This is a genomic window from Acetobacter tropicalis, assembly GCF_030644465.1.
GTDB lineage: Bacteria > Pseudomonadota > Alphaproteobacteria > Acetobacterales > Acetobacteraceae > Acetobacter > Acetobacter tropicalis.
In genome coordinates this window covers 1,146,041-1,173,006 of the sequence record NZ_JAUYUW010000001.1, presented here as the reverse complement: position 1 = coordinate 1,173,006, position 26,966 = coordinate 1,146,041, and the positions used below count along the sequence as shown (strand labels likewise).

Sequence of the window (26,966 nt, the reverse complement as noted above, 5' to 3'; positions counted from 1 at the left end):
AGCAGCACTCAGATGAGAACAACGCCTACCGCGCTAAAGTGACAGGCTAGGAGACCCGGATGGAGTCACAAATGCGTGTCTGTGTGGTGTGGCAGAATGGGGTAAAAAGTCAGGGATGCAAGAACCTGAAGTGATATGGATATTGATAACTATATTATTTTTAGTTATTTTTTAGAGAATGTCTTCGGGAAATGGTGTTGAGTCTGCGGAGCCAATACGCACGTTCGCAGTGTTGGTCTGAGTGTCTTCAGCCCATAAAAAAGATGTAAACCATGCCGCGTGGTGCGGAGCTCTTTGAAAGGTGTGAGCTTCCTCTGGAAGGGAGGTATATTTCCGTAAAGAAGCGTACGTGCTTTAGCCTTGCTTAAAGTCGCGTATCAACTATGCCCGTGTGATCAATTTATGAGGGTGTCACGTGCCTCGTAAGAGGCAATATTTGAAGAGTATTGCTTCCTGCATGATTGTGTGTGTCAGGAAGAGAATATTCTAAATTTTTTTGAAAGCGAAAGTATTTTCAGATGTTTCTTGCACAACTCATGCCCACCTGAAAGAGGGGTGGGTTTCAGGAGCTTGTCCTGAAACCCGAGTGGATCATGCCGCCGTGCGTGCGGTTACCCCAAGGCGATAGCCTTCTTTCTGAAGCACTTTGATGGCTGCCTCTGAATATTTTGCGACCAGAGGGGCAACGTTTCCTGGGGCGCACCAGAACCCAAGTGTTACCTGAATATTTGCAGCTTTTGGTAAAAAGGAAACAGAGGGAGCGGGGTTTTTAAGAACCAGTTCATCCTGCTCTGTCAGGCCAAGCAGCAGGGCTCGGGCTTTATCAATATCATCATTGTAATCAATCAGCAGTGTGACCGAACCCAGAAGCCTGTCAGTTTCAGAACTGTTGACCACAATGTTGTTTGATAATGTTCCGTTGGGAACATAAATGATCTCATTATTTGCATCACGCAGAACAGTGCGGAACATTTCAATGGATGTCACGGTGCCTGAACTGCCACCCGCTGTAATGGAATCCCCAACCTTGAAGGGGCGGAACAGCAGGATCAGCACACCGCCCGCAAAGTTGGCAAGGCTACCCTGCAACGCCATGCCCACGGCCAGACCAGCGGCACCCAGAACAGCAACAAAGGATGTTGTCGCAATCCCGACCATGGAGGCCACGCTGATCAGCAGCAGGGCCTTGAGGAACAGCCCCACAACACTCAGCAAAAACCCGCGGAGTGTGGGTTCGATATGGCTTGCCTCCATCATGCGGCCCATGGCGCGCGTGACCGCGTTGACAAGTTTCCAGCCAACAAAAAGAACAAGCAGCGCCAGCGCAAACTGACTGACGTAACCCAACACAACAGGCAGCAACCCATTCAGTTGCGACCAGATTGAATGAACCTGATTTTCCATGACCATCCTTGCGTTATCTTTTGCGTCCACTACGTGGCAGTATGCACCGTCCGCTTCTGCAAGATATAATAGGATATCTTGCCCCCATCCGTCACGCCCTTGCGCTTACAAGATAACTGAGGGTGCTTTTTGTTGCGGCTCTACAAAGCGGAGCTATGCGGTAATCAAATGACGGGATAAGGGAGCTTGTTCGCCTGAATGGATTTAAGAAGGTTTATGACTATTTTCAGAAAACTGAGAAAAAACGTGAAGCAACTCGGATGACAGGATGTTCTACCCGTTCACTATGAAGAAAGTTGACGGGCATTGTGGGGCTGGAGGGAGGCGGCTGTCTGCGAACATTAGGGCGTGTCGTCAGTTAAACGGGGGGATTATGAAGCTTGTACTCCCGTTTGATCTGTGATGTTTTCTTCCTGTTTCTGGAACGGGGAGAGTGTGAATGCGACGGTATGGTTTGAGCGATGGTCAGTGGGAGCGAATAAAAGATCTTCTCCCGGGTCGCGAAGGTCATGTCGGTGGGACGGCTGAGGATAACCGTCTGTTTATCGAAGCCGTGCTGTATCGTTACCGTGCAGGCATTCCCTGGCGTGATCTGCCTGCCCGGTTCGGGGACTGGAAGAACGTGCACCGGCGGCTGCGTCGCTGGTGCGAAGGCGGCGTGATCGAGCGGATTTTCCGGCATCTGGCTGCTGACCATGACAACGAATACATGATGATCGACAGCACCATTGTCCGTGCTCACCAGCATAGCGCGGGCGCCCGTAAAAAAGGGGGGCGGATCAGGCCACCGGGCGGTCCCGTGGCGGACTGACCACGAAAATCCATGCCATTGTCGATGCCGCGGGAAAGGCTGCGGCTCTTTCCCTGACGCCCGGACAAAGGGCCGACATCACAGAAGCAGAGCCATTGCTCGATGAAGTCGATCCCGAGGTCTTCATCGCCGACAAGGCTTATGATGCCGATCCCCTCATCGAAAAGCTTGAAGAGCGGGGGATCACACCGGTTATTCCGTCAAAGAAAAACCGACGCAATCCACGGAAAATCCTCTTCTCGCTTTATAAAAAACGAAACATCATCGAACTCTTCTTCGCCAGACTTAAACAGTTCAGGGGTATTGCAACACGATATGACAAGCTGAAGTCAACTTTCCTCGCAGCCGTGCAATTCGTCTCCGCCATCATTGGAATTAACTGACGACACACCCTAAGTTTCATATTTTACTCGGTGTTGGTGAGCGGAAGAAACAAAATGTTGGTGTTATAGAAGGTGTCCATCTGTGTTACCTTGACGGAAGAAATAAATCATTTTCGTCAATAAATAACAATATAAACTTATGATTTTTTGAAGGAATGTGAAGAAATACGGTGCGCGGAAAGTCTGCTTCAAAAGCCATGAATTTTTCATATGTGGTGCCTGTTGGCAGGGGACGATAACATGCCAGACCCATCTCAGGATTGTGAAAGTTATAGGCAGCTCTGTTTGCAAATGACGCATTTATTATCAAAGGTTTTCTTGGTGTTTTGTGGCTGCATGTTTGCTGCAATGGCGCACGCTCAGACAAAAGAAGTGCTTGTGCCCACAGTGTTTGAAGCCGGACATTTCTATGTTACACGCGACTGCGCGGACGGGCTACACACCCCGGTTGATTGTGGATACGGGAGGGGCCGGATTTGGCGGCCTGTATGCTCTTCGTAGAGACATTGTCTCCCGTCTTGGCGGGACAGTAACAACCTGCAAACAGCCTGATTTCAAGGTGGGTCTTGTCGGCGGAATTTCATTTCGCACAGGTGCCGGTTTGCCCTCCGTAACGCAGCCGCGTCCTTGCGGGGCAGATGCTGTTATTCTTGATGCTGATGCAGGCGTGAAGGCTGCGGATGGTATGCTTGGGGCGGGCTATCTTTCCCATTTTATCTGGACATTTGACTATCCCGCCAAAAAAAATTCTGCTCGAACCACAAGACTGGCACCCAGATCCGCATGCAGTGCGTGTTCCCCTCTCGTTTGTGCATAATCAGAACGGTGAGCGTGGCAGTGATTTTCCTGAGGTGACTCTCATGATAGATGGCGAACCCGTTCCTCTGTTGTTTGATACGGGAGCAACAGCGTTTCCCACACCTGCCGGGCTGACTGCACAGCATATCCCCACCGTAAAAGGAGAGGGTGTAAAATCATATATTATAAAAAGTGTTTTTGAAAAATGGCATGCCCATCATCCAGAATGGCGGATTGTCGAGAACGGTGACAGCCTGATACAGGGGACGCGCCTGATTGAGGTGCCGGAAATCACATTGGGCACACAGCGCGTTGGCCCTGTGTGGTTTACGGAACGGCCTGATAGAAATTTCGGGCTGGAAAGGATGAGCCTCTGGATGGGGTAGACGGTAGTAGGTGCTGCGGGGGCAAAGGCTCAAGAGCCTAAGTGGCCTCACGCCCTACGAATATGTCTGCCAAATCTGGACTTCAGAGCCAGAAAGATTCATTATCAATCCAACCCGTCAAATCCCGGGACTAAACACCTAATGCAAGGCTCGCCTTTTCCTCGTTTACTATGATAACCTAAAAGCAACCTTAACTACAGTATGGCCTAGGTCACTGTAGATGGGGCTGATCGTAAAAATTTGGGCACATGAAATCAAAATGAAAATGCATCATGTCATAATGATATTTTTTTTCTCATTTACAGTAACAATAACAGATATTAATGCAGCCCCTAAAAATAAAGATTACTACAATTCTTTTTTTAGAAAAGAAAAAATTATGAATGATCTAAACTTTATTACCCATGATCCTGAGACCATTGATGTTTATGGGAAAAGAAAAAAATATTATGAATATGAAAATTATCACGATAATTATAACGAAAATGGAAAAAATGTTAAATTTCCCATTATCGGTGATGTTAATATCCGACTAGGAAATGGAGATGATAGACATGATCATCAAACTGGGAGTTATATTGCTCCTTATGGGGAGGCTTATTCCATAGATACAAATCATATGTTTGATCGATAAGACTTCAACATAATATATGAGTATATAAAAAAGAAAATATAAGAATACAATATGATAAAATATTTATCATAATCAAAAATTATATTTAGACATAAAAATAAAAAAGATGATGCTATTATCTACGGGCGCTTCCGTATTGCGATTGATTACCCACATGAGGCATTATGGATCGATCCATAATGCCAAACCAGTGGCAGCACTTACATCTGTCAGCACGGATAACGTCTGCGTTGCTGTGCGCCAACGGTGTACCGGGTATCGCTTTTCTATTCCTCAACTGGTGTCTGGCTGAAAAATTGTCTGCGTGTCATCACGCTGCGCGCTGTCACGCACCAGCGGAGGAGGCTGACATGAGAGCATCAGCAAAAACCCGCAGTTCAAACATAGGCGCATCTCGTGCGTTCGGGGTTTCAGGGCAGGCGTTGCGGCAGTAGGGTAGAGGCTGTGCAGCCCAAGGGTGCGTGCAAGCAGGACACAACGCTGGGTGGTCAGAGTCATGAACAATTTTTCTCTCGAACAAACGTACGTCAGCCTGCCGGAGCGGTTTTACGCTCAGGTAGAACTTTCCCCCGTGGCAGCGCCACAGCTTATAAAGCTGAATGAAAAGCTGGCGGAGGCGCTGGGGCTGGATACCGCATGGCTGGCCAGCCCGGCGGGTATCGCCATGCTGGCCGGGCAGGCCATGCCGGAAGGCGTGCAGCCGGTGGCGCTGGCCTATGCGGGCCATCAGTTCGGTAACTTTGTGCCCCGGCTGGGGGATGGTCGCGCCCTGCTGCTGGGGGATGTCACGGATAGCGCAGGCAAAACATGGGAGATCCAGCTTAAAGGCTCCGGCCGCACCCCGTTTTCCCGCCGGGGGGATGGCCGCGCGGCCTTAGGCCCCGTGCTGCGTGAATGTGTGGTGAGCGAGGCCATGGCCGTGCTGGGTATTCCCACCACGCGCTCTCTTGCCGCCGTGCGCACGGGCGAGACCGTGCTGCGCGAAACACCATTGCCCGGCGCGGTGCTGACCCGTGTTGCCGCCAGCCATATCCGTGTCGGCACCTTCCAGTTTTTTGCCGCGCGGGAGGATGAGGCTGGCCTGCGCCTGCTGGCGGATTACGCCATTAGCCGCCATTATCCTGATGCCACGCAGGCTGAAAACCCGTATCTGGCGCTGCTGGAAAGCGTGATTGCTGCACAGGCCCGGCTTGTGGCGCAGTGGATGCTGGTGGGCTTCATTCATGGCGTGATGAACACGGACAACATGTCCATCTCCGGCGAGACGATTGATTACGGCCCCTGCGCCTTTATGGAGCAGTATGATACCTCAACCGTGTTCAGCTTTATTGATGAACGGGGCCGCTACGCTTACGGCAACCAACCCAGCATGGCGCTGTGGAATCTGACCCGTCTGGCTGAAGCCCTGTTGCCTCTTCTGGCTGAAAATGATGATACGGCAGTCGAGATAGCCCAGACCGCGCTGGGGGCTTTTGAACCGCAGTTCCAGACCGCCTATCTGGCTGGCCTGCGCGCCAAGCTGGGGCTGAAGACAGAGCAGGAAGGGGATATCGCCCTCGCGCGCACTCTGCTGGAAACCATGAAGAACGACCAGCTTGATTTCACCCAGACCTTCCGTGCACTCAGCCAGACAGAGCTTCAGGAAGGGTTGGCCAATACGCCAGATGCCGTGTTGCTGCCGGATACGCTCACCCCACTGGGCGCGTGGCTCAAACAGTGGCAGGTCCGGCTGGAACAGGAACCGTCATGCACGCCAGCGCAACGCGCCGCCACCATGCGGCGGGTGAATCCCTGTTACATTCCGCGCAATCATCTGGTGGAAGAAATGATTGTGCAGGCTGTTACCGAGGACGATTACACCCTGTTTGAGACATTGCAGAGCGTGCTGGCCAATCCCTATCAGGAGCAGCCTGGCCGGGAACGCTACGCCCTGCCTGCAAAACCTGCGGAGCGCGTGCGCTATACCTTCTGCGGCACGTAGGTTGCTTTTTCAGCCTTACGCAATGCCGTCCACGCTGACAAAACTGCGCCCATCCGCACCGTGCTCAATCCGGGCACGGATGCGATAGGTCTCGCGCAGCAGGGCAGGGGTCAGCACATCCGCTGGCGGGCCGGAGGCCATGATGTGCCCCTCGTGTAAAACCGTTACGGTATCTGTCAGGTTCAGTGCAATATTCAGGTCGTGCAGCACAATAACCGTTACAAGCTGGCGGGCGGTGGTCTCCCGCCGCAAAACGGTCATCACGGCAAACTGATGGTGCAGATCAAGCGCGCTCAGCGGTTCATCCAGTAACACTGCTTCCGGAGTGCGGCTGAACGCCTGCGCCAGCCCCACCAGTTGCCTCTGCCCGCCAGAAAGCTCATCCAGCGGGCGTAACGCCAGCGGGGCAATGCCAAACTGGGTCAGCCGGTCCAGCGCGTCCCGCACGGCATCGTCCTGCTGTGGGGCCTGAAACCCGCCGCCGGTATGGCTGGCGGCCATCAACGCTTCCAGCACCGGCAAATGCACGGGGGCTGGCAGATCCTGCGGCAGATACAGACATTTGCGCGTGCGTGCGGTGAGGGACATGGCGGAAAGGTCCTCGCCATTCAGCGTCACGCAGGCAGAAGACGGCAACAGCCCAGCCATGGCGCGCAGCAGGGTGGATTTGCCACTGCCATTAGGCCCAAGCAGGGCGTGAATGGTGCCGCGTGTGAAGGGCCCCGCCGTAACATCATGCAGCACAGTGCGCCTGCCAAACCGCACGGTCACATTCCGGGCTTCAAGCCCGTTGCGGTCTGATGCCCCCGTCTCTGGTGCCCCTGCCTCTGGTCCTTCTGCGTTCGGGCGTGCCTTGCCCACATTTGCTGTGGCAGCGTCGCCAGTGTTTGGCGAGGTGCTCGCGCTGTGTGCCGTGCGCGGCTGTGCCTCAGCAGACGTGAACGCAGCAGGGGCGGAGAGAGCGGCCTGACTGTTCTCCTCGCCCCCAGCACCCATTTCTGGCGAGCGGGAGGATGATTGCCTGGGCGCGGACGGATGTTCCGGGGAAGGACGCATGATCAGGACATCCCCTGCCGGCGCAGCACAATGGCCACAAAAAACGGAATGCCCACCAGTGCCGTCACAATGCCGGTAGGCACCACAACCCCCGGTGCTAACACGCGCGCCACGGTGGAAGACAGCGAGAGAATAAGGGCCCCCGCCAGCATGCTGCCCGGCAGGTAAAATCTGTGATCTTCCCCCAGCAGACGGCGGGCGATGTGTGGAGCCACCAGCCCCACAAACCCGATAATCCCCACAAACGCCACGGCCAGCGCGGAAAGCAGACTGATGCGCAACAGCGCCGCCCGGCGGATCTGGGGCACGTTCACGCCAAGGCTGGCTGCCCGTTCTTCCCCCATGCGCAGGGTGGTCAGGCTCCATGCGGAGCGAAAGGAGAAGACAGCCACCACTGCGCCCACGCCTGCCAGCAGGCCGAGTTTGGGCCATGTGGTGCGTGTCAGATTGCCCATGGTCCAGAAGACCAGCTCCTGCAACGCGTCCTCATTCGCGACAAACTGAATAAGGGAGACCAGCGCCTGAAAGGTGAACACCAGCGCAATGCCAAACAGCACCACCGTGCCCGTGCTGGCGTGGCGGCGGTGGCTCACCACATCCAGTAACCCTACGGAGCCAACAGCAAACACAAACGCATTGGTGGCAATCAGCCAGCTTTCTCCCACACCGGGCAGATGCCAGCCCAGCACAATGGCCAGCGATGCACCAAACGCGGCGGCAGCCGAAACACCCAGCGTAAAGGGGCTGGCAAGGGGATTGGCCAGCACGGTCTGCATTTCCGCCCCCGCCAGCCCAAGGGCCGCGCCCACACATACCGCCATCAGTGCGTAAGGCAGCCTGATCTGCCACACAATCACCCGCTCCATCGGCGGCGCAGCCTCAGGGTGCAGCAGAATATGCAGCAGGTGCCGCGGGCTCAGGCCAGAAGGCCCCACCGAGAAATCCAGCGCCAGAGAGACAAGAATGGCCACCGCCAACACCGCCAGCATCACCATGCGCCTGCGCACCATGGCGGCATAGGCCACCTGCAGGGCTTCCACCGGGTCAGGCGGGGCAACGGCAGGGGCGGGGGTGGGCAGATCACTCATGCCGGGAGTGTATCCCATCAGACATGGACCAGCCATAGCCACCTGCCGCAAATGCTTGACGCCGCCCAAGTGAGTAGGCTTTGTGCAGGACTCCCGCTTGCTCCTTAGGACAGGATGAGTTTTTGAAACACCCCGGCACGCCTGCTCCCACGCCAGACCAGACACCCGATAAGACAAAGGCCTCTCACGCTGCTCGGACCACGGAGCCCGCATCTGGCGGCGCACGGTCATCCCGGCGGCGCACGCACGTGCAGATAGAGGATGATAATGCGGATGCAGGCATGCCCGGCCCCAGAAAAGCAGGCCGGAGCAGAAAAGGCGGCAAGGACGTAAAGCGCGATACCCCCGCCCGAGCCGAAACCAGCCAGCCAGCGTCTTCCCCACAGGAAGAAGATGCCTTCCCGCAAGGCGCGCCGACGTCACGCGCCAGCCATGCTCCCCATCCGGCGGGTGGGTCTATGCTTACATTTGTCGTGCAGCCCGAACAGGCAGGCGAGCGTGTGGACCGCTATGTGTCCGCACAGTCCGGCACACTTTCGCGTTCCCGTGTGAAGGGGCTGATAGAAAGCGGCCATCTCCAGTGCGGTGCAAAACAGATTACGGAACCGGCGGAAAGCGTGCGGGCCGGTATGGAACTGGTGCTGCATATTCCCCCCGCTACCCCCGCCGTACCGCAGGGCGAAGCGGTGCCGTTCGAGATCTTTTATGAAGATGATGATCTCATTGTGCTCAACAAACCTGCCGGGCTGGTGGTTCATCCTGCGCCGGGCAATGAAACCGGCACATTGGTGAACGGCCTGATCGCCCATTGTGGCGAGAGCCTGAAGGGCATTGGCGGGGAGCGCAGGCCCGGCATTGTGCACCGGCTGGACAAGGATACATCCGGCCTGATGGTGGCCGCCAAAACAGAAAAGGCACATCTTGCCCTCTCGGATGATTTTGCAGCCCGCCGTATAGACCGCGCCTATCTGGCGTTCTGCTGGGGCTGCCCCAACCCTGCGGAGGGCGATTATGAAGGGGATATCGGGCGGGACAAGCGCGACCGCAAACGCATGACCATCACCACCCACGGCGGCAAATGGGCGCTGACGCATTACCGTACCTTGCAGGCGTTTGAGATGGGGGCTGCCCTTGTCACCTGCAAACTGGCCACGGGCCGCACCCACCAGATCCGGGTGCATTTCTCAGCCAACGGGCACCCGCTGATAGGGGACCCGGTCTATCTGCGCCGCGTTCCTGCCGCTGCCAAACTGCTCACGCCGGAAGGCCGCGCTGCCGCGCTGGATTTCCCCCGGCAAGCGCTGCACGCCACCCGTCTGGGCTTTACGCACCCGCGCACAGGCGAGGCCCTGCTGTTTGAAGCCCCCATGCCGGAGGACATGCAGGCGCTGGGCGAAGCCCTGGGCATGACACCGCTGAAAAAGGCGGTGTGAAAACTCTGAAAGGCTGGTCGGGCGAGTCTGGGAATGCAGGCGGAGGTTTGGTTTCGCAGCCTGATGGCTTTTCCTCACGCGCTCCCAAGCCCGTTTTTTCAGGCCACTCATCCCTTGTCAGCCCCGTAGGCTGAAGGGTCAAGCAGCCGCTGAAAAGCTGGAAGAGCGAGCAGGCAAAGAGAAGTCTTTCTGCGGCCACGAGTCCCGCGTGGTCAGGCAGGAAACGCATAGCTCACATTTGCGTTAATCAAACAGGATCGTCCGATTTTCTTGACAGTGTGGTGATTCGGGCGCACCCTAGCTCACCATTCCCGTGCGTCTGTCATAGGTGCCGGAGCGGGCGTCTCTTCCCTCGTGCTGCTCATTTCGGGGGGGCGAAGGAAGAGGATGTAAGTCTTTTTCACTTGTTGGCCGGAACTCGCCTCTTTCCAAACGGTTCTTTAATGGGCTGCCCCCAGTCCACTGCACCGCAGGGAGCTTTCCGGTTCAAGGGAGTGCTGACCCATGGTTTCTTCTGTTATCAATGTTGGTCCTGAAAACAATCTGTCAAGATACCTTCAGGATATTCGTAAGTACCCTATCCTCACACCGGAAGAAGAACTCCGTCTTTCCCATCTGTGGAAGGACAAAGGAGATGTGACCGCCGCGCACAAGCTGGTCACATCTCATCTGCGTCTGGTTGCCAAGATCGCCATGGGTTATCGCGGCTACGGCCTGCCGGTGAACGAGCTTATCAGCGAAGGCAATGTGGGCATGATGCAGGCCGTGCGCCGGTTTGATCCGGACAAGGGCTTCCGCCTTGCCACCTACGCCATGTGGTGGATTCGTGCCGCCATTCAGGAATACATCCTGCATAGCTGGTCTCTGGTCAAAATGGGCACCACTGCCGCGCAGAAAAAACTGTTCTTCAATCTGCGCCGCCTGAAAGGGCAGATGCAGGCCATTGATGATGGGGATCTTCAGCCGGAGCAGGTGAACAAGATTGCCACCACGCTGGGCGTGCCCGAACAGGATGTGGTGAACATGAACCGCCGCATGGCGGCACCCGATCACAGCCTGAACGCCCCCATGCGCACGGATGAAAGCAGCGAGTGGCAGGACCGTCTGGTTGATGATCAGCACAATCAGGAAGAAGTCTACGCCGAGAACGAGGAGCTTTCAGGCCGCAAGGCGCTTCTGGCTTCTGCCATGGACACGCTGAATGACCGTGAAAAACATATCTTCACGGAACGCCGCCTGAAGGATGAGCCCTCTACACTGGAAGACCTTGCGCATGAATATGGCATCTCCCGTGAACGGGTGCGCCAGATTGAAGTGCGGGCCTTTGAAAAAGTGCAGGCGGCCATGAAAAAAGAAGTGGAAGCCCGCCGCAGCGCCGCGCAGGAAGCCTGATAAAGCAGCTTTTATCCCACGGTTTGCTCAACAGGGCCGGACACAGTTCCGGCCCTGTTTTTGTTTGGATGACGCTTGCTGTCAGGGAGAAGATGCGCTCCGCGAAGCCCCAAGCCCCAAGCCCCAAGCCCCAAGCCCCAAGCCCCAAGCCCCAAGCCCCAAGCCCCAAGCCCCAAGCCCCAAGCCCCAAAGTCAATCAGGGCGCGGGAGCTATTTTTCAAGCAGTCCTTTTCGGAGGGGGCAGGGAAGCAAGTGATCGGTATTGCTCAGATGATGAGCTTGACCCGAAGGGGAGTTAAAAGCCTCCAGCGCGCCTTTTCTATCCGCAGCACTCTCAATGAGGTGTGATTCTGATGGGACAAAAAAGGAGGGTTTCGAGGACCCTCCTTTTTATAAAGGCTTGAAAAAGGCATTCCTGCTTCAGCCCAATAAAATACATTGGCAGGCAGGAACGCCCCGTCAGAAAGCCTGAGGGATCAGGCGTATTGGTTCATCATTGTGGTCTGAGCGTCTGGTTCCACAAGATAAGGGCCTGCGGCGTGAATGCTCAGGGAGAGGAGCGCCATGGTGTCAGTGGTCAGCAGATCGCCCAAGGGCAGAACGGCGTTACCGTTGGTCCAGGCATGGGTTTTGCCTTTAGTGTCGGCATGCCAGCCTGCGGGTTTGCTGTCTTCCAGATGCGCCGTTACGGCATGCAGCTTTTTGGCTGTCAGGCAGTTTGCCTCCCCAATCGCAACCCCCAGTTGGCGGCGGTCATCCACAAACGGGCCGATCACATCTGCCGGACGGCTGGCGCGTGAGACAATGCGGACAGAGCGTGTGGCAGGGGGAAGCATGAAGCTGTAATGCTGCTTGCTGTGGCGGATGGGGCGGATAGAAACACCCGTTTCCGTTACCAGATGCAGGTCTGGGTCATCCGTCAGCACCGGCTGTTCCACGCGTGGCTGCTGGGCGACAACGGCCTTTTTCCGGGCTTCCAGTGCCCGGAACAGGGGTTCTACAAAGGTGCGGTCCACACATAGCGGTGCATCAGCGTGATCAGCCCAGTTTTGCACAGCCGCACCACGCAGCCCAACCACATTGCCTGTCTGGCGGAAGGCGCGGCGGTTGCCGGTATCCAGATAGCTTTCTGTCAGCATTCCATCAGCGGTGATTACGGAATGCTGTTCCGTTTCCACATGGTAATAGGTGTAGGCAGGCACGGAAGTATCGTAAAAAATGGAGGCCCCGTTTACCAGCATACGAACAGGAATGAACTTGTTCTCAAAAAACAGGCAATGCTCGGGGGTGACCAGCAGGTCCTTGTAAGGCACACCATCAGCCACGGCATCTTTCAGAATACGCACAGGATAACCTGCTTCATCAAGGGGCAGATCAGGGCGGATTGTGGCCTGCGCCTTGCCAACCCACACAACCGGGCGCGTAACATCCTGATTGTTTTTCCAGTCCCGCGTAATAACCAAATCCCCAATCTTGATGTCTTCAACAGCAATATCGCCATCGGTGGTGCGGATCATGCCTCCGCTCAGGAAGCAGGCGTTGATGTATGTGTTATCATCTGAATAGGTAATCTGTAGCGGGTTTGCAGCGGCATCTGCTGAACTGGTGGAATAGTCGCCGGAAGGCAGGGTTACGCCGTCAGCCAACTTAACGGCATATTCTGCTACTGTTTGCCCACTGGCATTTTGCAGCGTGATGATTTTGCTGGAATCTGATCCATCAGCAATGGTGTAGCTGGAAACCGCGCCAGTTGTGTCCTGAAGCTCGATAGTATCCTTGTTCGGATCATAATTGTTGATGGTTGTGGCACTTAGTGTACCAGACGCCAGCAGGCTGATGGCGGTGCCTCCACCGTTCAGGATCAGTGTGCCGCCACCTGTGCCAAAATTGACGGTACCGCCTTCAAGTACACTTGCTAGGGCCGCCCCGGTATTGAACGTTCCGCCATATTCAATATTGACGGTGGAGCCTGTCAGAAGGCCAACCAGAGAGCCCCCGGTATTACCGGAAAGCGTTGCCGTGCCGCCAACAACATTAATGGTGGTGCCAGCCACAGCGTTGACCAGCCCGGAAATGGTATTGTCGCCGCCGATGTAATACGTATTGGCTTCCGCAGCGCCAATACCAATAATAATACTGCCAGTAGAACCGGGAGCAGTAACAATAGTCTGGATGCTGGCCGCGCTGATAAGGGTTGTGTAATCTTCTGTTCCTGTAAGAACATAACCAGATGCCGCAAGCTGTAAGACAACCAGATCAATGCCAGGGTTAAGATTTGTCCCCGTATAAATAGTATCTCCATTTGGAGCTGTGATTGTTACATCCCATACATTATCAACAGGTATTGGCCATAAGTTAGAATAAGGCTGAGTAATATTATAAACAACGCCAGAGTCGGTTGTATAGGTTGTCATTTCTGTTTCCTTCACTGTCTGGGGGAGGGCTGTTCAGGAACTGAATCGCTAATAAATTTAAAGAAATTATAGATACAATTTTTAAATACACAGAGAATCGAAAATAAAAAAGGAAATTGATTAGGTTGTTTTGGTTTGTTTAATAACAACTAATAAATATAAAATAATAATAAAGCAGTTTCAAAATTTTTGTAGTGTGTTCTGAACCACGATTGTAGGGGCGGCAAAAATAACGGCACAAAGGAAAAAAAATGGGGCAAGGTTGTCGTGTTAAATTTATTCACACTATGCAGTTAAATTATTTTTGACTCACCTGCGGAGCGGTCATTTGTATTACAAAAAAAGCCACCCCACTCCTTCGGAAACTGAGCAGTCGTGAATTGCGCTTCATGCATTGCTGGTTTGCTGACCATATTTTTTTCAAAATGCTCTGTCGGTTGCCCGCTCATCATGATGGGCCACTAGCAAAACGAAAGGGGATGTCGGGACCGTTTTTATGAAGGGGTACGCGGAAACACTCCGCTCCAAATGAGAGCAGCGTCAAATACCCCTCAGACACGGCTCCCCCCGTCAGGAAAAGACTGTTCTGCGGCAAAAGCCATCCCATGATAAAGACGCCTCTGCTGTGTGAGAAGGACAGGAGCCGGACTGCTTTGCTGCTATCATAAGCAGCAAAGCGGCGGGCATGAGGAAGGGGGGATGAGAACTTGAAGCTTTACGTCTTTTATCTGGGTGGTTCCGCCCCCGGTGCGAACATTGAGGTTCATGATGTGCAGTTTGCCGTCGCGCGCAAACCTGAGGATGCTTATCCGTCTCTCATTTCACGGTGGTTTGGAACTCGGCAATCCCTGCATATTGATGCATATGGTTGTATAACGTGGGCGGATGGTTATGCCGTAACGCTCAGCCCGGAAAGGCCGATATCTGACAGAAAACTCTATTTCATCAATATGGGCGGTTATCTTAAAGGCGCACTGCGGGAGGAACATGAGTTCACGTTCCTTGTCGCTGCTACTGAACAAGATGCAAAAGCCCGAGCGCGGAAGAGCCTTCTGGTGGAATACCAGCATCAGCACCGCGACAACTTGATGGAAGTTGATGAGTGTCTGCCGCTGGAACAGATTGACGGCCTTTACATTCATCTTGTGCCGCAGGAAAACGGGCAGCCCGTGCGGGCTGAATGGCAGGGGTATCGCAGGTTATAACAGGCAGATTGCACACACAGGGCTCGGGTTTCGTCATGTCCTCCTCTCCCGTTCTTTATACCTTTCGTCGCTGTCCCTATGCCATGCGGGCGCGTCTGGCGCTTGTGGCCAGCCAGACAGAGTGCGAGGTGCGCGAAATCAGGCTTGCAGCCAAGCCTGATGCCATGCTCGCAGCATCGCCCAAAGGTACGGTGCCGGTTCTGGTACAGCCTGATGGTACTGTGCTTGAGGAAAGCCTAGATATCATGCGCTGGGCGCTCTTCCAGGCTGATCCTGCCCATTGGCTGGATGGCGTCAAACCTGCGTTGATTGAGCAGAATGACACCACATTCAAATACCACCTGGATCGTTACAAATACGCCTCCCGCTACGGGACAGATGCGTCTCATCATCAGGAAGAAGCGGTTCATATTCTACAAAGCCTTGAAACACTCCTTTCAGAAGAAGCTTTTTTACAAGGCAGCCGTTTTGGTCTGACCGATGCCGCAATCGCGCCTTTTGTCCGGCAGTTCGCCGCAACGGATGCTGCCTGGTTTCAGGAACTGCCTCTTCCTGGCGTGCAGCGCTGGCTGAACAGCTTTCTGGCCTCGCCGCTTTTTGAGCAGGTCATGATCCGTTACGCGCCGTGGCAACCGGAAGACCCACCTACCCGGTTGCTGAATGCTGCATAATCCGTAAAGGCAGGGCAGGGGAAAGACGAGTTTGCTTCAGGATACATGTATAAGCGATTTCGAGATGTGGTCACTCACTCATAGGACTGTCGATAGCGGCTAACTGTGAGAGCGCGGTTATCGGGAAACGACTAGAAGGATCGCCTCCTCTTTCGTTTCTGAGAAGCTTCCCTCTAACGAGGTCGACAATCTTTTGTCCCCGTGTCATTTGGAGAGCTCGAAAACCCCTCTCCGAACTGTTCTGTTGCCGGCAATATCAATGCGTTATGATCCTGATGTGACCGAAAAAGGAAGGTGTCTTCAAGCCCCTCCCTCTGATTTCGAGTGAGATGATCACGTGCATGCTACGTATTTAAAAATATAATTTTACACCTCTAATTCTGAAAAAAGAGTGCCTTAAAAAAGGGAAGGATAGTGACTTTGCCGAGATACAAACTGTCTGTTTTCATCTGCGTTTGTGCGTTCGTATTGCTGATCTGCACGGCATTTTATGATGGATATGGATGCATATATGATGTGGGTTTCTGGTTGTTTTTTCTAATTTTTTGCTCACAACTCTATGTCATGCGTCAATTGAAAAACAAAAATGGACGCTTGCCATCCCATAGACAGTAAATACCTGTTGTAGGGCTGATATGGTCCTTACTAATCTGGCTCTGGCTCTGGCTCTGGCTCTGGCTCTGGCTCTGGCTCTGGCTCTGGCTCTGGCTCTGGCTCTGGCTCTGGTTAGGTCACGTCATGTCACGTCTGAGAGCACTTGTATTCTGGACGCAGAAAAGCACCGGGTGTCCAGTAAAAACAGAAGCTCGCATGCAAGTGTGTTGAAGCGTGTGCAGATGGCTTTCTACCGTTGGCTACGTCTTAGCTTTTCATACCGCGCCATTATGCGGCTACGGCGCAGGGCTGAGAGTTTCTGTGTCCAGAAAATTCCGTCAAGCTGGTCAATCTCATGCTGGAGGCAGACGGCACGCAACCCTTCAGCCTCTTCAATCTGAGGGCGGCCTTCAAGATCCGTATAGCGCACGGTTACTGTTTCGGCTCGTGTCAGCGTTTCCGTGACACCCGGCATGGAAATGCTGCCTTCTTCGTGTTGAATGGTAGTGTCAGAGGTCTGGACAATCTCCGGGTTAATATAGGTCTGTGGGCCAGAGCCATCTGGCAGGTCCAGCACCACCACGCGCAGACCCACACCAATATGCGGCCCCGTAATGCCAATACCCGGTGCAGCACGCAGCGTATCCAGAAGATCTACCGCCAGAATGCGCAGAGAATCATCAAAAGTGCTGACAGGAACAGTCACCTGCCGCAGGCGTTGGTCAGGAAACAGAACAATCGGTTGCGTGGTCATGAAACATATCCAGAGGAGAGAAGGGGCGGCTGATAACACGTACGCATACGGAAAGCCCGATCAGTGCAGAAGTGGGAAGGGGGACGTCTATTGTCTCAGGTAGGCGGAACATGTGCCAGCAGGGCAAAAAGGGCTTAAAAAACAGCGTTTGGCATAGCAGGAGGGTATGTCCTTGCTTCGTAGCCGTAACCTATAATGTCTTGATGCAACCGTATCAGGCCAGTGCAGCATCCTGAATGAAGAAGGTGACATCCGTGCGGCCATTCCAGCTTTCGGCGCGTAGATAGCCTGCCAGATGGATGGGGGGGCGTGTGGTGTCTTCCAGCGTGGCGGCCAGTGGGCTGTCTCCGGCACGGAACAGCAGGGCTTTCAGGCGGCCGCCATCAGCGCCTTTCAGCAGCAGACGCAGCGTGTTGCCATCTCGGCCAATGCGGTCGGCCTTGATAATCTGCACATGCGAGAGAGCGACCAGAGGCTCGGCATTGCCCGCGCCAAACGGGGCGAGAGAGGCCATGTTCTGTGCCAGTTCCACCGTGGCCCCGGCAACGGAGAGAGCGGCGTCAATTTCCAGATCAACGGCATCAGGCAGTTGCGCGGCCCCGGCCAGCCGTTCATCCAGAAAAGTGTGGAAGGCGTCCACCTTCTCGGCAGGCAGGGAGAAGCCGGCTGCCATGGCGTGGCCGCCGCCTGTTGTCAGCAGTCCAGCCTGACGTGCGGCAATAATCACCGTGCCCAGATCAAGCCCCGGCACGGAACGGCCAGAGCCTTTGATGGAGCCATCATCCTGCGCAGCGCCCACCAGAGCCGGGCGGTTGAACTGTTCCTTGATGCGGCCTGCCACAATGCCCACTACACCGGGGTGCCAGTCCTTGCCTGTTAGCAGAATGACAGGATGCCCGGCCTCACGCTGGGCGGCAGCCTGCTGCATGGCCAGATCCAGAATGTCCGCTTCCACCCCTTGGCGGCGGCGGTTTACGGCATCCAGCCGCTCGGCCATGATTTTGGCCTCATGCGCATCTTCACTGCGTAGCAGGCGCAAGCCCAGTGCGGCCTCGGCAATGCGGCCCCCGGCGTTGATGCGTGGCCCGATGGCGAACCCGCAGGAAAACGCATCTGGCGCTTTGGTGACACCCGCAATTTCCATCAGCGCGGCCAAGCCGGTGCGCTGACGGCGCGCCATGATCTTGAGGCCCTGCGCCACAAAAGCCCGATTCAGCCCTTGCAGGGGCATGACATCACACACCGTTGCAAGTGCTACCAGATCAAGCTGACGCATCAGGTCTGGCGCGGGGTGCGCTTCAAACCAGCCTGCGCTGCGCAGATCGCGTGCAGTGGCAACGGCGGCCAGAAAGGCCAGTGCGGCAGCGCATACATGCCCAAGGCCAGAGGTGCAGTCCGGCCGGTTGGGGTTCACCGTTGCCAGAATAGCAGGCAGCGCATCTTCGGATTTATGGTGGTCCAGCACCACCAGATCCGCCTTACCCGCCATCTGGTTCAGAATATCAGAGGCCGCAGTGCCGCAATCCACGCACACAAGCAGCGAGGCCCCCCGCGCCACCAGCCCTTCAAGGGCGGGCACATTGGGGCCGTAGCCTTCGGTCATGCGGTCAGGAATATGGGTGTGCACCGCACAGCCCAGTTCTTCAAAAAAAGAGGCCAGAATGCCGGAGGCGCAGGCGCCATCTACGTCATAATCGCCAAAAATGCCGATGGTCTCGCCTTTTTGCACGGCCTGAGCCATGCGGGCGGCTGCCACATCCATATCCCGCAGTTCGGACGGATTGGGCATCAGCGCCCGTAGCTTCGGGTCCAGAAAATCTGCGGCGGTTTCAAGAGAAAGGCCCCGCAATGCCAGAAGGCGACCTACAATTTCAGGCAGCCCGGCCCGTTGGGCAATAGCTGCGCCCAGCCGCATCAGGTCCGGGCTGTCAGCCCCCGGCCGCCACATCCAGCGGCGGCCTGTCAGGCTGGCCTCCACCCCCAGCGCGGCGCGGGCCTGCGGGGGCGCGGCGTCATCAGGGGGCAGAAGCATGGTTGTCTCTGAAAAAGCAGTCATTTCTGGCAAAGCGGGGTAAGGCACTCAGGGTTATTGCGGCGTCCACGTTTTGGTGGAGAAGTTGTGGTGCCCTTCAATAAACCGCACCGTGCCGGATTTGGAGCGCATGACCAGTGAGTGCGTCACGGCATGGGTGGGCAGACGGCGGATACCGCGCAGCAGCGTGCCAGAGGTGACACCCGTGGCGGAGAACAGCACGGAACCAGCCGCCATATCATGCAGGCCGAGCTTGCGGTCCGGGTCCTTGCCGGGGTTCATTTTCTGGGCGCGTTCACGCTGGGTGTCATCTTCAAACAGCAGACGGCCCTGCATCTGGCCTTCCACGCAGCGCACGGCGGCAGCGGCCAGCACGCCTTCTGGCGCGCCGCCAGAACCGGCATAGATATCCACCTGGCTGTTATCCATGCAGGCGGCAATGGCGGCGGCAACGTCACCATCGCTCAGCAGGCGCACGCGGGCACCGGCTTCGCGCGTTTTGGTAATCAGTTCTTCATGACGTTCGCGGTCGAGCGTACACAGAACAATGTCTTCAATCGGCTTGTTCTTGGCGCGGGCCAGATTGCGCAGATTGTTCTCAATGGAGGCTTCAAGGTCCACCACGCCATCGGGCAGGTTGGGGCCAACCACAATCTTGTCCATATACACGTCTGGCGCGTGCAGGAAGTTGCCCTTTTCTGCCAGCGCAACCACGGTAATGGCGTTGGGCATGTCCTTGGCGCACAGATTGGTGCCTTCAAGCGGGTCCACCGCAATGTCCATGGCGGGGCCGCCAGCGCCCACCTTTTCACCAATGTAGAGCATTGGTGCTTCGTCCATCTCGCCTTCGCCAATCACCACGGTGCCATCAATGGCCACGGTGTCAAACGCAATGCGCATGGCTTCCACAGCCGCGCCATCGGCATCGTTCTTTTTGCCACGGCCCGTCCAGTGAGAGGATGCAAGGGCGGCAGCTTCAGTAACACGCACCAGTTCAAGCGCCAGATTGCGGTCAGAAACCACAAACTGTTTAGGCTCACGAGTGTCAGACATCAGGGGGAAATCCTCTTTCTTAAGGCTTGAACTGGCTCCGCACGGAAGGCTCAGTCCGTTTCAATCCGGATCATCACCGGGGTGTCCGTCACCACATCAAGCTGGTCAATGCGTGTCACGGCGTCCTGCATGGCCGCCTCGGATGTCTGATGCGTCACCAGCACCAGGGGCACATGCGGGGCGGTGTCGTTCTTCTCCGGCGTGGGCTGAAGCATGCTGCGCAGCGAAACGCCACAGTCACGCAGCACGGCGGTAATATCCGCAATCACGCCGGGTCGGTCCTCCACCCGCAGGCGCAGATAAAACGCGCCCTTTCCGGCAGAAAGAGGGCAGGCCCGCACAGGTTGCATATCAGATACCTGCACGCCCCACACCGGGATGTGGCTGCCACGGGCAATATCAATCAGGTCGGCCGTTACAGCGCTGGCAGTGGGGCCTGCGCCCGCGCCCCGGCCTTCAATCATCAGGCGGCCTGCAAATGCGCCTTCGGCCACCACGGCATTGAACACGCCATCCACCTGCGCAATGGGGGCATCTTCCGGCACAAGGCAGGGGGTAACGCGGGCTTCAAGCCCAGCATCACCCACGCGGGCCAGCCCCAGCAGTTTGATGCGGTAGCCCAGCTTGCGGGCGAAGCTCAGATCGGCCGCGCCAATCCGGCGAATACCTTCTACATGCACACTGTCAAACGCCACGGGGCGGCCAAAGGCCAGCCCGGCCAGAATGGTCAGTTTGTGGGCGGCATCCAGCCCGTCAATATCCGTGGAGGGATCAGCTTCGGCATAACCAAGCTGCTGGGCGTCTGCCAGAACGGAGCCGAAATCCTTCCCGGTTTCGCGCATGACGGTCAGGATATAGTTGCAGGTGCCGTTCAGAATGCCGCCAATGCGCAGCAGGCGATCTGCCGCCAGCCCTTCACGCACGGTCTTGATGGCAGGAATACCGCCCGCAACCGCCGCTTCAAACAGCAGCGGGGCGGATTTTTCCGCACTGACCTGCGCCAGCGCCGGGCCATGAATGGCCAGCAGCGCCTTGTTGGCCGTAACCACCGGCTTGCCTGCCTGCAGTGCGGCTTCAACCAGAGCCCGCGCTGGCCCTTCGGCCCCGCCAATCAGTTCCACCACCACATCCACTTCGGGGTCTGTCACCAGATCAACTGCGTTGTCATACCACCGCAGGCCGGAGACGTTCACCCCACGGTCCCGCGTGCGGTCCCGCGCGCTGACAGCCACAACTTTCAGCGGACGGCCAGCGCGGGCGGTAATCAGGTCCGCATTGGTTTCCAGCAGGCGGATAACACCCGCCCCCACCGTGCCAAGACCAGCAATACCGAGACGAAGAGGAGAAGAGGAGGAAGAGACACTCACGATTGGACAGGCTCCGGCTTGCTTGCAGAGGAAGGAGAAGACACAGCCGCAGGCTTGACGCCATGGGCTGCAAGGAAACCACGAATGGCGCGGGTGGCCTGCCGCAGGCGCTGGGTGTTTTCCACCAGCCCGATGCGCACATAACCTTCCCCATGCTCGCCAAAGCCAAGGCCGGGGGCCACCGCCACACCGGCTTCTTTCAGCAGCAGCTTGGAGAAATCAACGCTGCCCATTTCACGGAACGGTTCAGGGATGGGGGCCCACGCAAACATGGAGCCTTCGGGGGATGGTACGTCCCACCCGGCGGCATGCAGGCCACGGATCAACACATCACGCCGTTCTTTATACAGGGCGCGGATATCGGCCACGCAGTCCTGCGGGCCATTCAGCGCGGCCACAGCCGCCACCTGAATGGGGGTGAACGCCCCGTAATCCAGATAGGATTTAATGCGCGTCAGCGCGGCAATCAGCCGTTCATTGCCCGCGGCAAACCCCATGCGCCAGCCAGCCATGCAGTAGGTTTTGGAAAGCGATGTGAATTCCACCGCAATATCTTTGGCACCCGGCACCGCCAGAATGGACGGGGGCACCAGATCTCCAAAATAGATTTCCGCGTAGGCGAGGTCAGAAAGGATGAAAATTTCCTCCCGCCGGGCAAAGGCCACCAGTTCCTTGTAGAAATCCAGATCGGCCAGATATGCGGTGGGGTTGGACGGGAAATTGACAATCAGCGCTGTGGGCTTGGGCACGGAATGACGCACGGCACGTTCCAGCGCGCGCAACATGTTATCATCCGGCGTGGCGGGAATGGAGCGGACAGACGCCCCCGCAATAATGAACCCGAACTGGTGAATGGGGTAGGACGGATTGGGCACCAGAATGGTGTCACCGGGGCTGGTGATGGCGGAGGCCAGATTGGCCAGCCCTTCCTTGGAGCCCAGCGTTGCGATCACTTCCCGCTCAGGGTCCAGCTTCACGTTGAAGCGGCGTTCATAATAGCCCGCCAGTGCCCGGCGCAGGCCCGGAATACCCTTGCTGACGGAATAGCCATGCGCACGCGGATTCTGCACCGTTTCCACCAGCTTTTCCACAATGTGGGGCGGTGTGGGGCTGTCCGGGTTGCCCATGCCAAGGTCAATAATATCCTCGCCCCGCGCTCGGGCTGCCGCCTTGGCCTGGTTTACCGAGGCAAAGACATAAGGCGGCAGGCGGCGAATGCGATGGAAATCTTCGGTCATGGACGTAAAGGACCCTGAAAATAAGGGGGTTCAGATTCCGCACGATTACGGAGGAAAAACATAGTAATGGCAGAAACGGATCAGGCAACTCTTCTTGCCGTGCGGCCAGCGTCTTTCCGCCGCATGGCTGGCCGAGGGGCGCGTGCCACAGGCCCGTGCCCCCCGCTCCGCATCAGGGTGAATTGGCTATCCGCGCCCCCGTGCCGAACGCATCCCCCCGGATATGAATGGCATCAGACGGCGCATTCAGCTTGATCAGTTCCTGAGCCACGCGCTGCGCCCGCAAGAGGCCAAGCTGGACGGCATCCGCCTGATCCTGCGGGCTGAGTGAGGGGGAATTGCCAAAGCCACGGACAAAGAACGGCCCGTGCGGTGTTTTCTGCACCAGTTTGGCCAGTGTGCTCTCCTGCCCGGCGGAAAGCTGGTCAGATTGCGGCATGAAATGCAGGGCCGTGCCTTTGGCGTCGCTCAGATCATAATTGGGCTGCACGCCATCGGGCAGATGGGCATCAGACGGCACATCAAATCCGGGGAAGGATGGCGGCGCGGGCGGGCCCTCGGGAATCTGCGGAATGGCGCTTTCGGGCGTGGGGGGCTTCTGCGCGCCATTCTTCACTTCCGGCATGGCCACTTCTGGCATGTCGGCTTCCGCATCGGCGGCGGCGTCCTTTTTGGTGTCCTTTGCCGCTGGCTTGGAGGGCGCGGGTTTAGCAGAAGGTGGTGGCGTGGTGGGCTGCTGGGGTGGGGCTTCCGCGGCATCCATAATGGCCCCGGCGGCATCCGGTGGCAGGCTGGCTGCCTGCTGCCCCGCTGCGGCTTTATCCTTGGCCGCATTCGCGCCAGCGCCAGCAGCGGGGGTGCCTGCGCCTTTATCCGCGTTCCCCTTGCCTGCCGCAGATTGTGCCGCTGCGGCGTTGGGCGGCGGCGGAATATCGGGCGTGAGCGTGCCGTTGGCGGCAACCGTGCGGTAGGTCAGGTTACGGTCACGGATCAGCCGTTCCGTCAGCATGGCCCGTGCCTGCGCGGAGGGCAGAGCCGGTGCCTGCGTGGGGGTCAGCCCCACATGCGGGTAGGGATCATACCGGCCGGGCGGCGGTGGCCGCTGCTGGGAGATCACGCCCCCGCGCATGTTCTGGGTCCATTCCAGCGTGCTGTCGATCGCATCCTGATGGCGGCACCCCGCCAGCACCAGCACGCCCGCTGTCAGCGCAACGCCCATACGGAAGCCGGTGGCATGCCGTTGCCCGGTGCGGTGGGTTTGCGGCTGGTCTTCCCCAGCATGGGCAAGGGGTGCGTGTGCCGGGGTATCCTCCGTCCGCGCTGCGTCCGTCTGGCCAGAAACGGGGCGACCATGCCGCCAGAAGGGCCGGTTCTGTTCAGGACGCATTTGCTGCATGGTGGGACGGGTGCTCCGCTGGGCTGATAAACAGCGCGCACCTTACCGTCTTCCCGCCGTTGTGGCGAGATCAGGCGTGCCTGTTGCACCTGCATTATAGGATTGCCCCTTGGCAGGGGCGCGCAGGCGGCGCAGGATAAGAAGCATGAACCGTGACACAGACCATGCGGAGACACGAATGACGGGTATTTTCTCCCGCGACGCCATCAGACTGGATGATGAAGGGCCGGATGGCCCGGACGCGCCGGAAACACCGGAAAAAGATGATGTGAAAGCCCCCGGCGCACCGGCTGGCGAGCTTGAGCACAAGCTGTTCAAACAGCGCAAAGTGCTGATTTTTGGCGGTATTAACGACAAGGTAGCCCGTGATGTCACCGGCCGCCTGCTGGCCCTGGCTGGCGAGTCTGACAAGCCGATTGATGTGTATGTAAACTCCCCCGGTGGCCACGTTGAAAGCGGGGACACCATTCATGACATGATCCGCTTTGTCGATTCGATTGCGCCGGTCAACATGATCGGCACCGGCTGGGTGGCGTCTGCTGGCGCGCTGATTTTTGCCGCCGGCCAGAAAAACCGCCGCTTCTGCCTGCCCAACACGCGCTTCCTGCTGCATCAGCCGATGGGTGGTGTGCGTGGCCCGGCCACCGATATCGACATTGAAGCACGCGAAATCATCAAGATGCGTGAACGTCTGAACCGCCTGTTTGCGCGTGAAACAGGCCAGTCTTACGAAAAAATCGCCAAGGATACGGACCGCAACTACTGGATGTCCGCCAAGGAAGCGATTGAATACGGCTTAGTGACAAAGATCATTTCCCAGCTTTCTGATCTTCACTAAATCGGGGAACGGCTTTGCTCCTCACCCTGCGGGGTGGGGAGCGGCATGTTTTGTTTTACCGGGCTTTTCTCCTGCCTTGCGCACGTGGTGCGCGGGGAAGGGGAGGCGCTCCCAGCAAACGGGTTCCTACCATGGGTTCTCTCTCTGATATCTATTCCCGCCTGCCAGACAGCATTGATGACCTGCCACCGCCCCCCAGCAAGGAAGCTGTGGTAGAGGCCGATTACAAGGCGCGGCACTGGGTCAGCCAGGATAAGGGGCCGCTCAAGCCCGGCTCCGTTGAGCACAAGCGCGCCATTGCCCAGATGTTCCGCGATACGTTCAACCCTTACAAACCGTCCGTAATCGACTGGCCCAAGTTGGACCCGGAAACGCTGCATCGCGTGACCTCCCTGCCCATCTGGGATATTGCGGTGCAGACGGAGGGCAAGGCCCGCCTGCGTATGGCCGCCTACGCTCGGCTGGTGCAGGACCCGGACATCAAGGATGCCATCTCCCGCAATGCGTGGGAGGAAAACCGCCACAAGGAAGTGCTGTCCAAAATGGTGGCGGCCTACAACATCCCCATGGCGCCGGAACCCCCGTATATTGAGCCCAAGGATGTTGAGTGGGCCTATCTGGTCACCGGCTTTTCAGAATGTGTGGACAGTTTCTTCGCGTTTGGGCTGTTTGAACTGGCCAAGCGTTCTGCCTTCTTTCCGGCTGAACTGATTGATACGTTCGAGCCAGTGATGCAGGAAGAATGTCGTCACATTCTGCTGTTTGCCAACTGGCTGGCATGGTACCGGGCCGTCATGCCGTGGTATCGCCGTCCGTTCTTTGAACTCAAGGTGTGGGCCGTGTGGGCCTTCCTTGGCTATGAACGTCTGAGCCTTGCCAAGGATGTGGACGACAAAGGCGAAGTCCACACGCAGGACAACAACTTTACCGTAACGGGTGCCAAGGATATTGCCAGCGTGCAGCTCAGCCTGCCGGACTTCATGGATCTGTGTCTGGAAGAAGATGACCGCCGCTTTGCAGGGTATGACAAACGCCTGCTGCGCCCCACCACAGCACCGGCCATTGCGCGGGTGATCCGTGATGTGGGCCGCGGCTGGCAGTTTGTATCCGGTCTGGTGAAGGCCAACACCCGCAGCGCGCGGGTCTGAGGGGCGAGGCAGGTTTTGCTCAGGCTGCCTTGCGTTTCATGTCCGCATGAATCTGCATGGGCAGTTTGATCAACACCTGCTGAAGCGGCTGCGTGCTGTGGAATGTGGCATCGGCTGCGTAATCCTGCGGCCTGAGGGTGTATTCGGCGGGGGTGGTGGCCGTATTGTCAAACACGGTGCGGCTCTGCCCGGCTTCCGTTACCGTAAGGGTGCTGCGGGGAGCCAGCGTAAGTGTCAGCTTGTGTGCATCCGGCATCAGGAAGGCAAACACAAAACCCACTATATCTTCCACGCAATGATCCATCTGCTTCAGCCAGTGCTGGGCCTGCGCATTGGTAAATCCGTCCGCTTGCGGAGGGCTTACAGCAATCTGGAAAATAAAGCGGATATAATGGTCCGGTGCCAGAGTGGCCATCAGCGGTGGGTTTTCCTCCCACAATGCGTCTGATAGCGGAAAAACCATGTCATCACTGCCAGCGCGTGTTAGCGGAATAGCGCCGGTTTGAGACTGTAAATGCAGCCCGGTGCTGTGCAGGGGTTTGTCATCCGGCTGTTCCCGCCCTACCACATGCAGGGAAAGGTTGGCCCGGTCCTCCGCAGGCAGGGCATTGAAGCGCCGATACAGCTTGGCCACTTTCCGGTAATGCTGCACCAGAACGGAGCGTGCGCCCACCACATCTATGGTATCGGCGGCCTGCGTTACACCGGCGGGGGCCAGCACCAGTGCCGCAGTCAAAACCCATGCAGGGCGAGAGAAAAACATCATAAATTCGGACTTACCGCATAAAAATCATCGTGTCGCGCACTGTCATGCCCGTCTGGCAGGAACAGCCCGCCATGCGGCAGGTTCCGTGATAAAAATACAGGCCCCGCTCATCTGAACAGGACCT

24 protein-coding genes and 1 pseudogene are annotated in these 26,966 nt (G+C 56.9%); 12 read left to right on the top strand and 13 right to left on the bottom strand.

Annotated features, from left to right (window positions below; all coding sequences use genetic code 11):
• Window positions 1-591 precede the first annotated feature (591 nt).
• A complete protein-coding gene (locus QWU00_RS05295) occupies window positions 592-1,410 on the bottom strand; it encodes a mechanosensitive ion channel family protein (RefSeq protein WP_176364895.1) in 819 nt (272 codons plus the stop codon).
• 433 nt (window positions 1,411-1,843) lie between these two features.
• Between QWU00_RS05295 and QWU00_RS05290 the strand changes: the two genes are divergently transcribed.
• The 5 genes and pseudogenes from QWU00_RS05290 (at window position 1,844) to QWU00_RS05270 (ending at window position 4,416) form a co-directional block, all read left to right on the top strand.
• Window positions 1,844-2,598, top strand: a protein-coding gene (locus tag QWU00_RS05290) for an IS5 family transposase (protein WP_304651025.1) whose coding sequence is annotated in 2 segments (ribosomal slippage) — window positions 1,844-2,183 and window positions 2,183-2,598 — 756 coding nt in all. Because the reading frame shifts where the segments join, the coding sequence is not laid out codon by codon here.
• 409 nt (window positions 2,599-3,007) lie between these two features.
• Window positions 3,008-3,415: a hypothetical protein gene (locus tag QWU00_RS05285; RefSeq protein ID WP_052051310.1), complete on the top strand. Its 408-nt coding sequence runs from the start codon at window positions 3,008-3,010 to the stop codon at window positions 3,413-3,415.
• A 43-nt stretch (window positions 3,416-3,458) separates the two neighbouring features.
• Complete coding sequence (locus QWU00_RS05280) at window positions 3,459-3,782, top strand: hypothetical protein (protein WP_150395738.1); 324 nt, start codon at window positions 3,459-3,461, stop codon at window positions 3,780-3,782.
• Window positions 3,783-3,804: 22 nt separating this feature from the next.
• Window positions 3,805-3,924, top strand: a pseudogene (locus QWU00_RS05275) (IS481 family transposase); the annotation flags it as partial.
• Between the two features lie 78 nt (window positions 3,925-4,002).
• Window positions 4,003-4,416 carry a hypothetical protein gene (locus QWU00_RS05270; protein WP_035379772.1) on the top strand — a complete coding sequence of 138 codons (414 nt, stop codon included), beginning with the start codon at window positions 4,003-4,005 and terminating at the stop codon, window positions 4,414-4,416.
• A gap of 273 nt (window positions 4,417-4,689) precedes the next feature.
• On the opposite strand, the gene QWU00_RS05265 is transcribed toward QWU00_RS05270, so the two are convergent.
• A complete protein-coding gene (locus QWU00_RS05265) occupies window positions 4,690-4,914 on the bottom strand; it encodes a hypothetical protein (protein ID WP_035379773.1) in 225 nt (74 codons plus the stop codon).
• Between QWU00_RS05265 and QWU00_RS05260 the strand changes: the two genes are divergently transcribed.
• Window positions 4,913-6,397 (top strand): protein adenylyltransferase SelO, encoded by a 1,485-nt coding sequence (locus QWU00_RS05260; protein WP_035379774.1) that lies wholly within the window; start codon window positions 4,913-4,915, stop codon window positions 6,395-6,397. The genes QWU00_RS05265 and QWU00_RS05260 overlap by 2 nt on opposite strands.
• A 15-nt stretch (window positions 6,398-6,412) precedes the next feature.
• Here QWU00_RS05260 and QWU00_RS05255 read toward each other — a convergent pair whose 3' ends face one another.
• Together QWU00_RS05255 and QWU00_RS05250 are read right to left on the bottom strand one after the other, a co-directional pair.
• Window positions 6,413-7,168: an ABC transporter ATP-binding protein gene (locus tag QWU00_RS05255; protein ID WP_035379777.1), complete on the bottom strand. Its 756-nt coding sequence runs from the start codon at window positions 7,166-7,168 to the stop codon at window positions 6,413-6,415.
• Window positions 7,169-7,455: 287 nt separating this feature from the next.
• Window positions 7,456-8,541 carry a FecCD family ABC transporter permease gene (locus tag QWU00_RS05250; protein WP_052051312.1) on the bottom strand — a complete coding sequence of 362 codons (1,086 nt, stop codon included), beginning with the start codon at window positions 8,539-8,541 and terminating at the stop codon, window positions 7,456-7,458.
• A gap of 458 nt (window positions 8,542-8,999) precedes the next feature.
• Between QWU00_RS05250 and QWU00_RS05245 the strand changes: the two genes are divergently transcribed.
• Together QWU00_RS05245 and rpoH are read left to right on the top strand one after the other, a co-directional pair.
• On the top strand, window positions 9,000-9,974 hold the full coding sequence (locus QWU00_RS05245) for an RluA family pseudouridine synthase (protein ID WP_035379781.1): 975 nt from the start codon (window positions 9,000-9,002) through the stop codon (window positions 9,972-9,974).
• A 504-nt stretch (window positions 9,975-10,478) separates the two neighbouring features.
• Window positions 10,479-11,366 carry an RNA polymerase sigma factor RpoH gene (rpoH, locus tag QWU00_RS05240; protein WP_035379776.1) on the top strand — a complete coding sequence of 296 codons (888 nt, stop codon included), beginning with the start codon at window positions 10,479-10,481 and terminating at the stop codon, window positions 11,364-11,366.
• Between the two features lie 11 nt (window positions 11,367-11,377).
• On the opposite strand, the gene QWU00_RS05235 is transcribed toward rpoH, so the two are convergent.
• Window positions 11,378-11,587: a hypothetical protein gene (locus QWU00_RS05235; protein WP_304651029.1), complete on the bottom strand. Its 210-nt coding sequence runs from the start codon at window positions 11,585-11,587 to the stop codon at window positions 11,378-11,380.
• A 255-nt stretch (window positions 11,588-11,842) separates the two neighbouring features.
• Window positions 11,843-13,780, bottom strand: coding sequence for a Hint domain-containing protein (locus QWU00_RS05230; protein WP_035378286.1), 1,938 nt, complete (start codon window positions 13,778-13,780; stop codon window positions 11,843-11,845).
• A 707-nt stretch (window positions 13,781-14,487) separates the two neighbouring features.
• Here QWU00_RS05230 and QWU00_RS05225 point away from each other — a divergent pair.
• Window positions 14,488-14,985 (top strand): DUF1543 domain-containing protein, encoded by a 498-nt coding sequence (locus QWU00_RS05225; RefSeq protein WP_035378288.1) that lies wholly within the window; start codon window positions 14,488-14,490, stop codon window positions 14,983-14,985.
• Window positions 14,986-15,020: 35 nt separating this feature from the next.
• The gene (locus QWU00_RS05220) at window positions 15,021-15,656 is read left to right on the top strand and encodes a glutathione S-transferase (RefSeq protein WP_035378290.1); all 636 of its coding nucleotides are present in this window, start codon (window positions 15,021-15,023) and stop codon (window positions 15,654-15,656) included.
• Between the two features lie 844 nt (window positions 15,657-16,500).
• Here QWU00_RS05220 and QWU00_RS05215 read toward each other — a convergent pair.
• The 6 genes from QWU00_RS05215 to QWU00_RS05190 all read right to left on the bottom strand — a co-directional run bounded on the left by QWU00_RS05215 (window position 16,501) and on the right by QWU00_RS05190 (window position 24,081).
• Window positions 16,501-17,004, bottom strand: coding sequence for a peptide deformylase (locus QWU00_RS05215; RefSeq protein WP_035378292.1), 504 nt, complete (start codon window positions 17,002-17,004; stop codon window positions 16,501-16,503).
• A 214-nt stretch (window positions 17,005-17,218) separates the two neighbouring features.
• Window positions 17,219-19,036 carry a single-stranded-DNA-specific exonuclease RecJ gene (recJ, locus tag QWU00_RS05210; protein ID WP_035378458.1) on the bottom strand — a complete coding sequence of 606 codons (1,818 nt, stop codon included), beginning with the start codon at window positions 19,034-19,036 and terminating at the stop codon, window positions 17,219-17,221.
• A 54-nt stretch (window positions 19,037-19,090) separates the two neighbouring features.
• Window positions 19,091-20,089, bottom strand: a complete 999-nt coding sequence (gene glpX, locus QWU00_RS05205; RefSeq protein ID WP_035378294.1) for a class II fructose-bisphosphatase — start codon at window positions 20,087-20,089, stop codon at window positions 19,091-19,093.
• Between the two features lie 50 nt (window positions 20,090-20,139).
• Window positions 20,140-21,456, bottom strand: coding sequence for a homoserine dehydrogenase (locus tag QWU00_RS05200; RefSeq protein ID WP_006559332.1), 1,317 nt, complete (start codon window positions 21,454-21,456; stop codon window positions 20,140-20,142).
• Entirely contained in the window at window positions 21,453-22,694 is a 1,242-nt protein-coding gene (locus QWU00_RS05195; RefSeq protein WP_006559331.1) for an LL-diaminopimelate aminotransferase, read from the bottom strand. Before QWU00_RS05195 ends, QWU00_RS05200 begins: the two co-directional genes overlap by 4 nt.
• A gap of 172 nt (window positions 22,695-22,866) precedes the next feature.
• Window positions 22,867-24,081: a hypothetical protein gene (locus QWU00_RS05190; protein WP_035378460.1), complete on the bottom strand. Its 1,215-nt coding sequence runs from the start codon at window positions 24,079-24,081 to the stop codon at window positions 22,867-22,869.
• A 154-nt stretch (window positions 24,082-24,235) separates the two neighbouring features.
• Between QWU00_RS05190 and QWU00_RS05185 the strand changes: the two genes are divergently transcribed.
• Window positions 24,236-24,928, top strand: coding sequence for an ATP-dependent Clp protease proteolytic subunit (locus QWU00_RS05185; RefSeq protein WP_176364872.1), 693 nt, complete (start codon window positions 24,236-24,238; stop codon window positions 24,926-24,928).
• A 131-nt stretch (window positions 24,929-25,059) separates the two neighbouring features.
• Window positions 25,060-26,076, top strand: a complete 1,017-nt coding sequence (locus QWU00_RS05180; protein WP_035378296.1) for a ferritin family protein — start codon at window positions 25,060-25,062, stop codon at window positions 26,074-26,076.
• 19 nt (window positions 26,077-26,095) lie between these two features.
• Here QWU00_RS05180 and QWU00_RS05175 read toward each other — a convergent pair whose 3' ends face one another.
• Window positions 26,096-26,842 (bottom strand): DUF2987 domain-containing protein, encoded by a 747-nt coding sequence (locus tag QWU00_RS05175; RefSeq protein WP_052051181.1) that lies wholly within the window; start codon window positions 26,840-26,842, stop codon window positions 26,096-26,098.
• Window positions 26,843-26,966: the final 124 nt, after the last annotated feature.

What these genes read in the sequence shown, in the direction of transcription:
- QWU00_RS05295 (WP_176364895.1), bottom strand. Translation starts at nt 1,410, where the DNA reads ATGGTCATGGAAAATCAGGTTCATTCAATCTGGTCGCAACTGAATGGG.
- QWU00_RS05285 (WP_052051310.1), top strand. Translation starts at nt 3,008, where the DNA reads ATGTTACACGCGACTGCGCGGACGGGCTACACACCCCGGTTGATTGTG.
- QWU00_RS05280 (WP_150395738.1), top strand. Translation starts at nt 3,459, where the DNA reads ATGATAGATGGCGAACCCGTTCCTCTGTTGTTTGATACGGGAGCAACA.
- QWU00_RS05270 (WP_035379772.1), top strand. Translation starts at nt 4,003, where the DNA reads ATGGGGCTGATCGTAAAAATTTGGGCACATGAAATCAAAATGAAAATG.
- QWU00_RS05260 (WP_035379774.1), top strand. Translation starts at nt 4,913, where the DNA reads ATGAACAATTTTTCTCTCGAACAAACGTACGTCAGCCTGCCGGAGCGG.
- QWU00_RS05265 (WP_035379773.1), bottom strand. Translation starts at nt 4,914, where the DNA reads ATGACTCTGACCACCCAGCGTTGTGTCCTGCTTGCACGCACCCTTGGG.
- QWU00_RS05250 (WP_052051312.1), bottom strand. Translation starts at nt 8,541, where the DNA reads ATGAGTGATCTGCCCACCCCCGCCCCTGCCGTTGCCCCGCCTGACCCG.
- QWU00_RS05245 (WP_035379781.1), top strand. Translation starts at nt 9,000, where the DNA reads ATGCTTACATTTGTCGTGCAGCCCGAACAGGCAGGCGAGCGTGTGGAC.
- rpoH (WP_035379776.1), top strand. Translation starts at nt 10,479, where the DNA reads ATGGTTTCTTCTGTTATCAATGTTGGTCCTGAAAACAATCTGTCAAGA.
- QWU00_RS05230 (WP_035378286.1), bottom strand. Translation starts at nt 13,780, where the DNA reads ATGACAACCTATACAACCGACTCTGGCGTTGTTTATAATATTACTCAG.
- QWU00_RS05220 (WP_035378290.1), top strand. Translation starts at nt 15,021, where the DNA reads ATGTCCTCCTCTCCCGTTCTTTATACCTTTCGTCGCTGTCCCTATGCC.
- QWU00_RS05215 (WP_035378292.1), bottom strand. Translation starts at nt 17,004, where the DNA reads ATGACCACGCAACCGATTGTTCTGTTTCCTGACCAACGCCTGCGGCAG.
- recJ (WP_035378458.1), bottom strand. Translation starts at nt 19,036, where the DNA reads ATGCTTCTGCCCCCTGATGACGCCGCGCCCCCGCAGGCCCGCGCCGCG.
- glpX (WP_035378294.1), bottom strand. Translation starts at nt 20,089, where the DNA reads ATGTCTGACACTCGTGAGCCTAAACAGTTTGTGGTTTCTGACCGCAAT.
- QWU00_RS05195 (WP_006559331.1), bottom strand. Translation starts at nt 22,694, where the DNA reads ATGACCGAAGATTTCCATCGCATTCGCCGCCTGCCGCCTTATGTCTTT.
- QWU00_RS05190 (WP_035378460.1), bottom strand. Translation starts at nt 24,081, where the DNA reads ATGCGTCCTGAACAGAACCGGCCCTTCTGGCGGCATGGTCGCCCCGTT.
- QWU00_RS05185 (WP_176364872.1), top strand. Translation starts at nt 24,236, where the DNA reads ATGAACCGTGACACAGACCATGCGGAGACACGAATGACGGGTATTTTC.
- QWU00_RS05180 (WP_035378296.1), top strand. Translation starts at nt 25,060, where the DNA reads ATGGGTTCTCTCTCTGATATCTATTCCCGCCTGCCAGACAGCATTGAT.
- QWU00_RS05175 (WP_052051181.1), bottom strand. Translation starts at nt 26,842, where the DNA reads ATGATGTTTTTCTCTCGCCCTGCATGGGTTTTGACTGCGGCACTGGTG.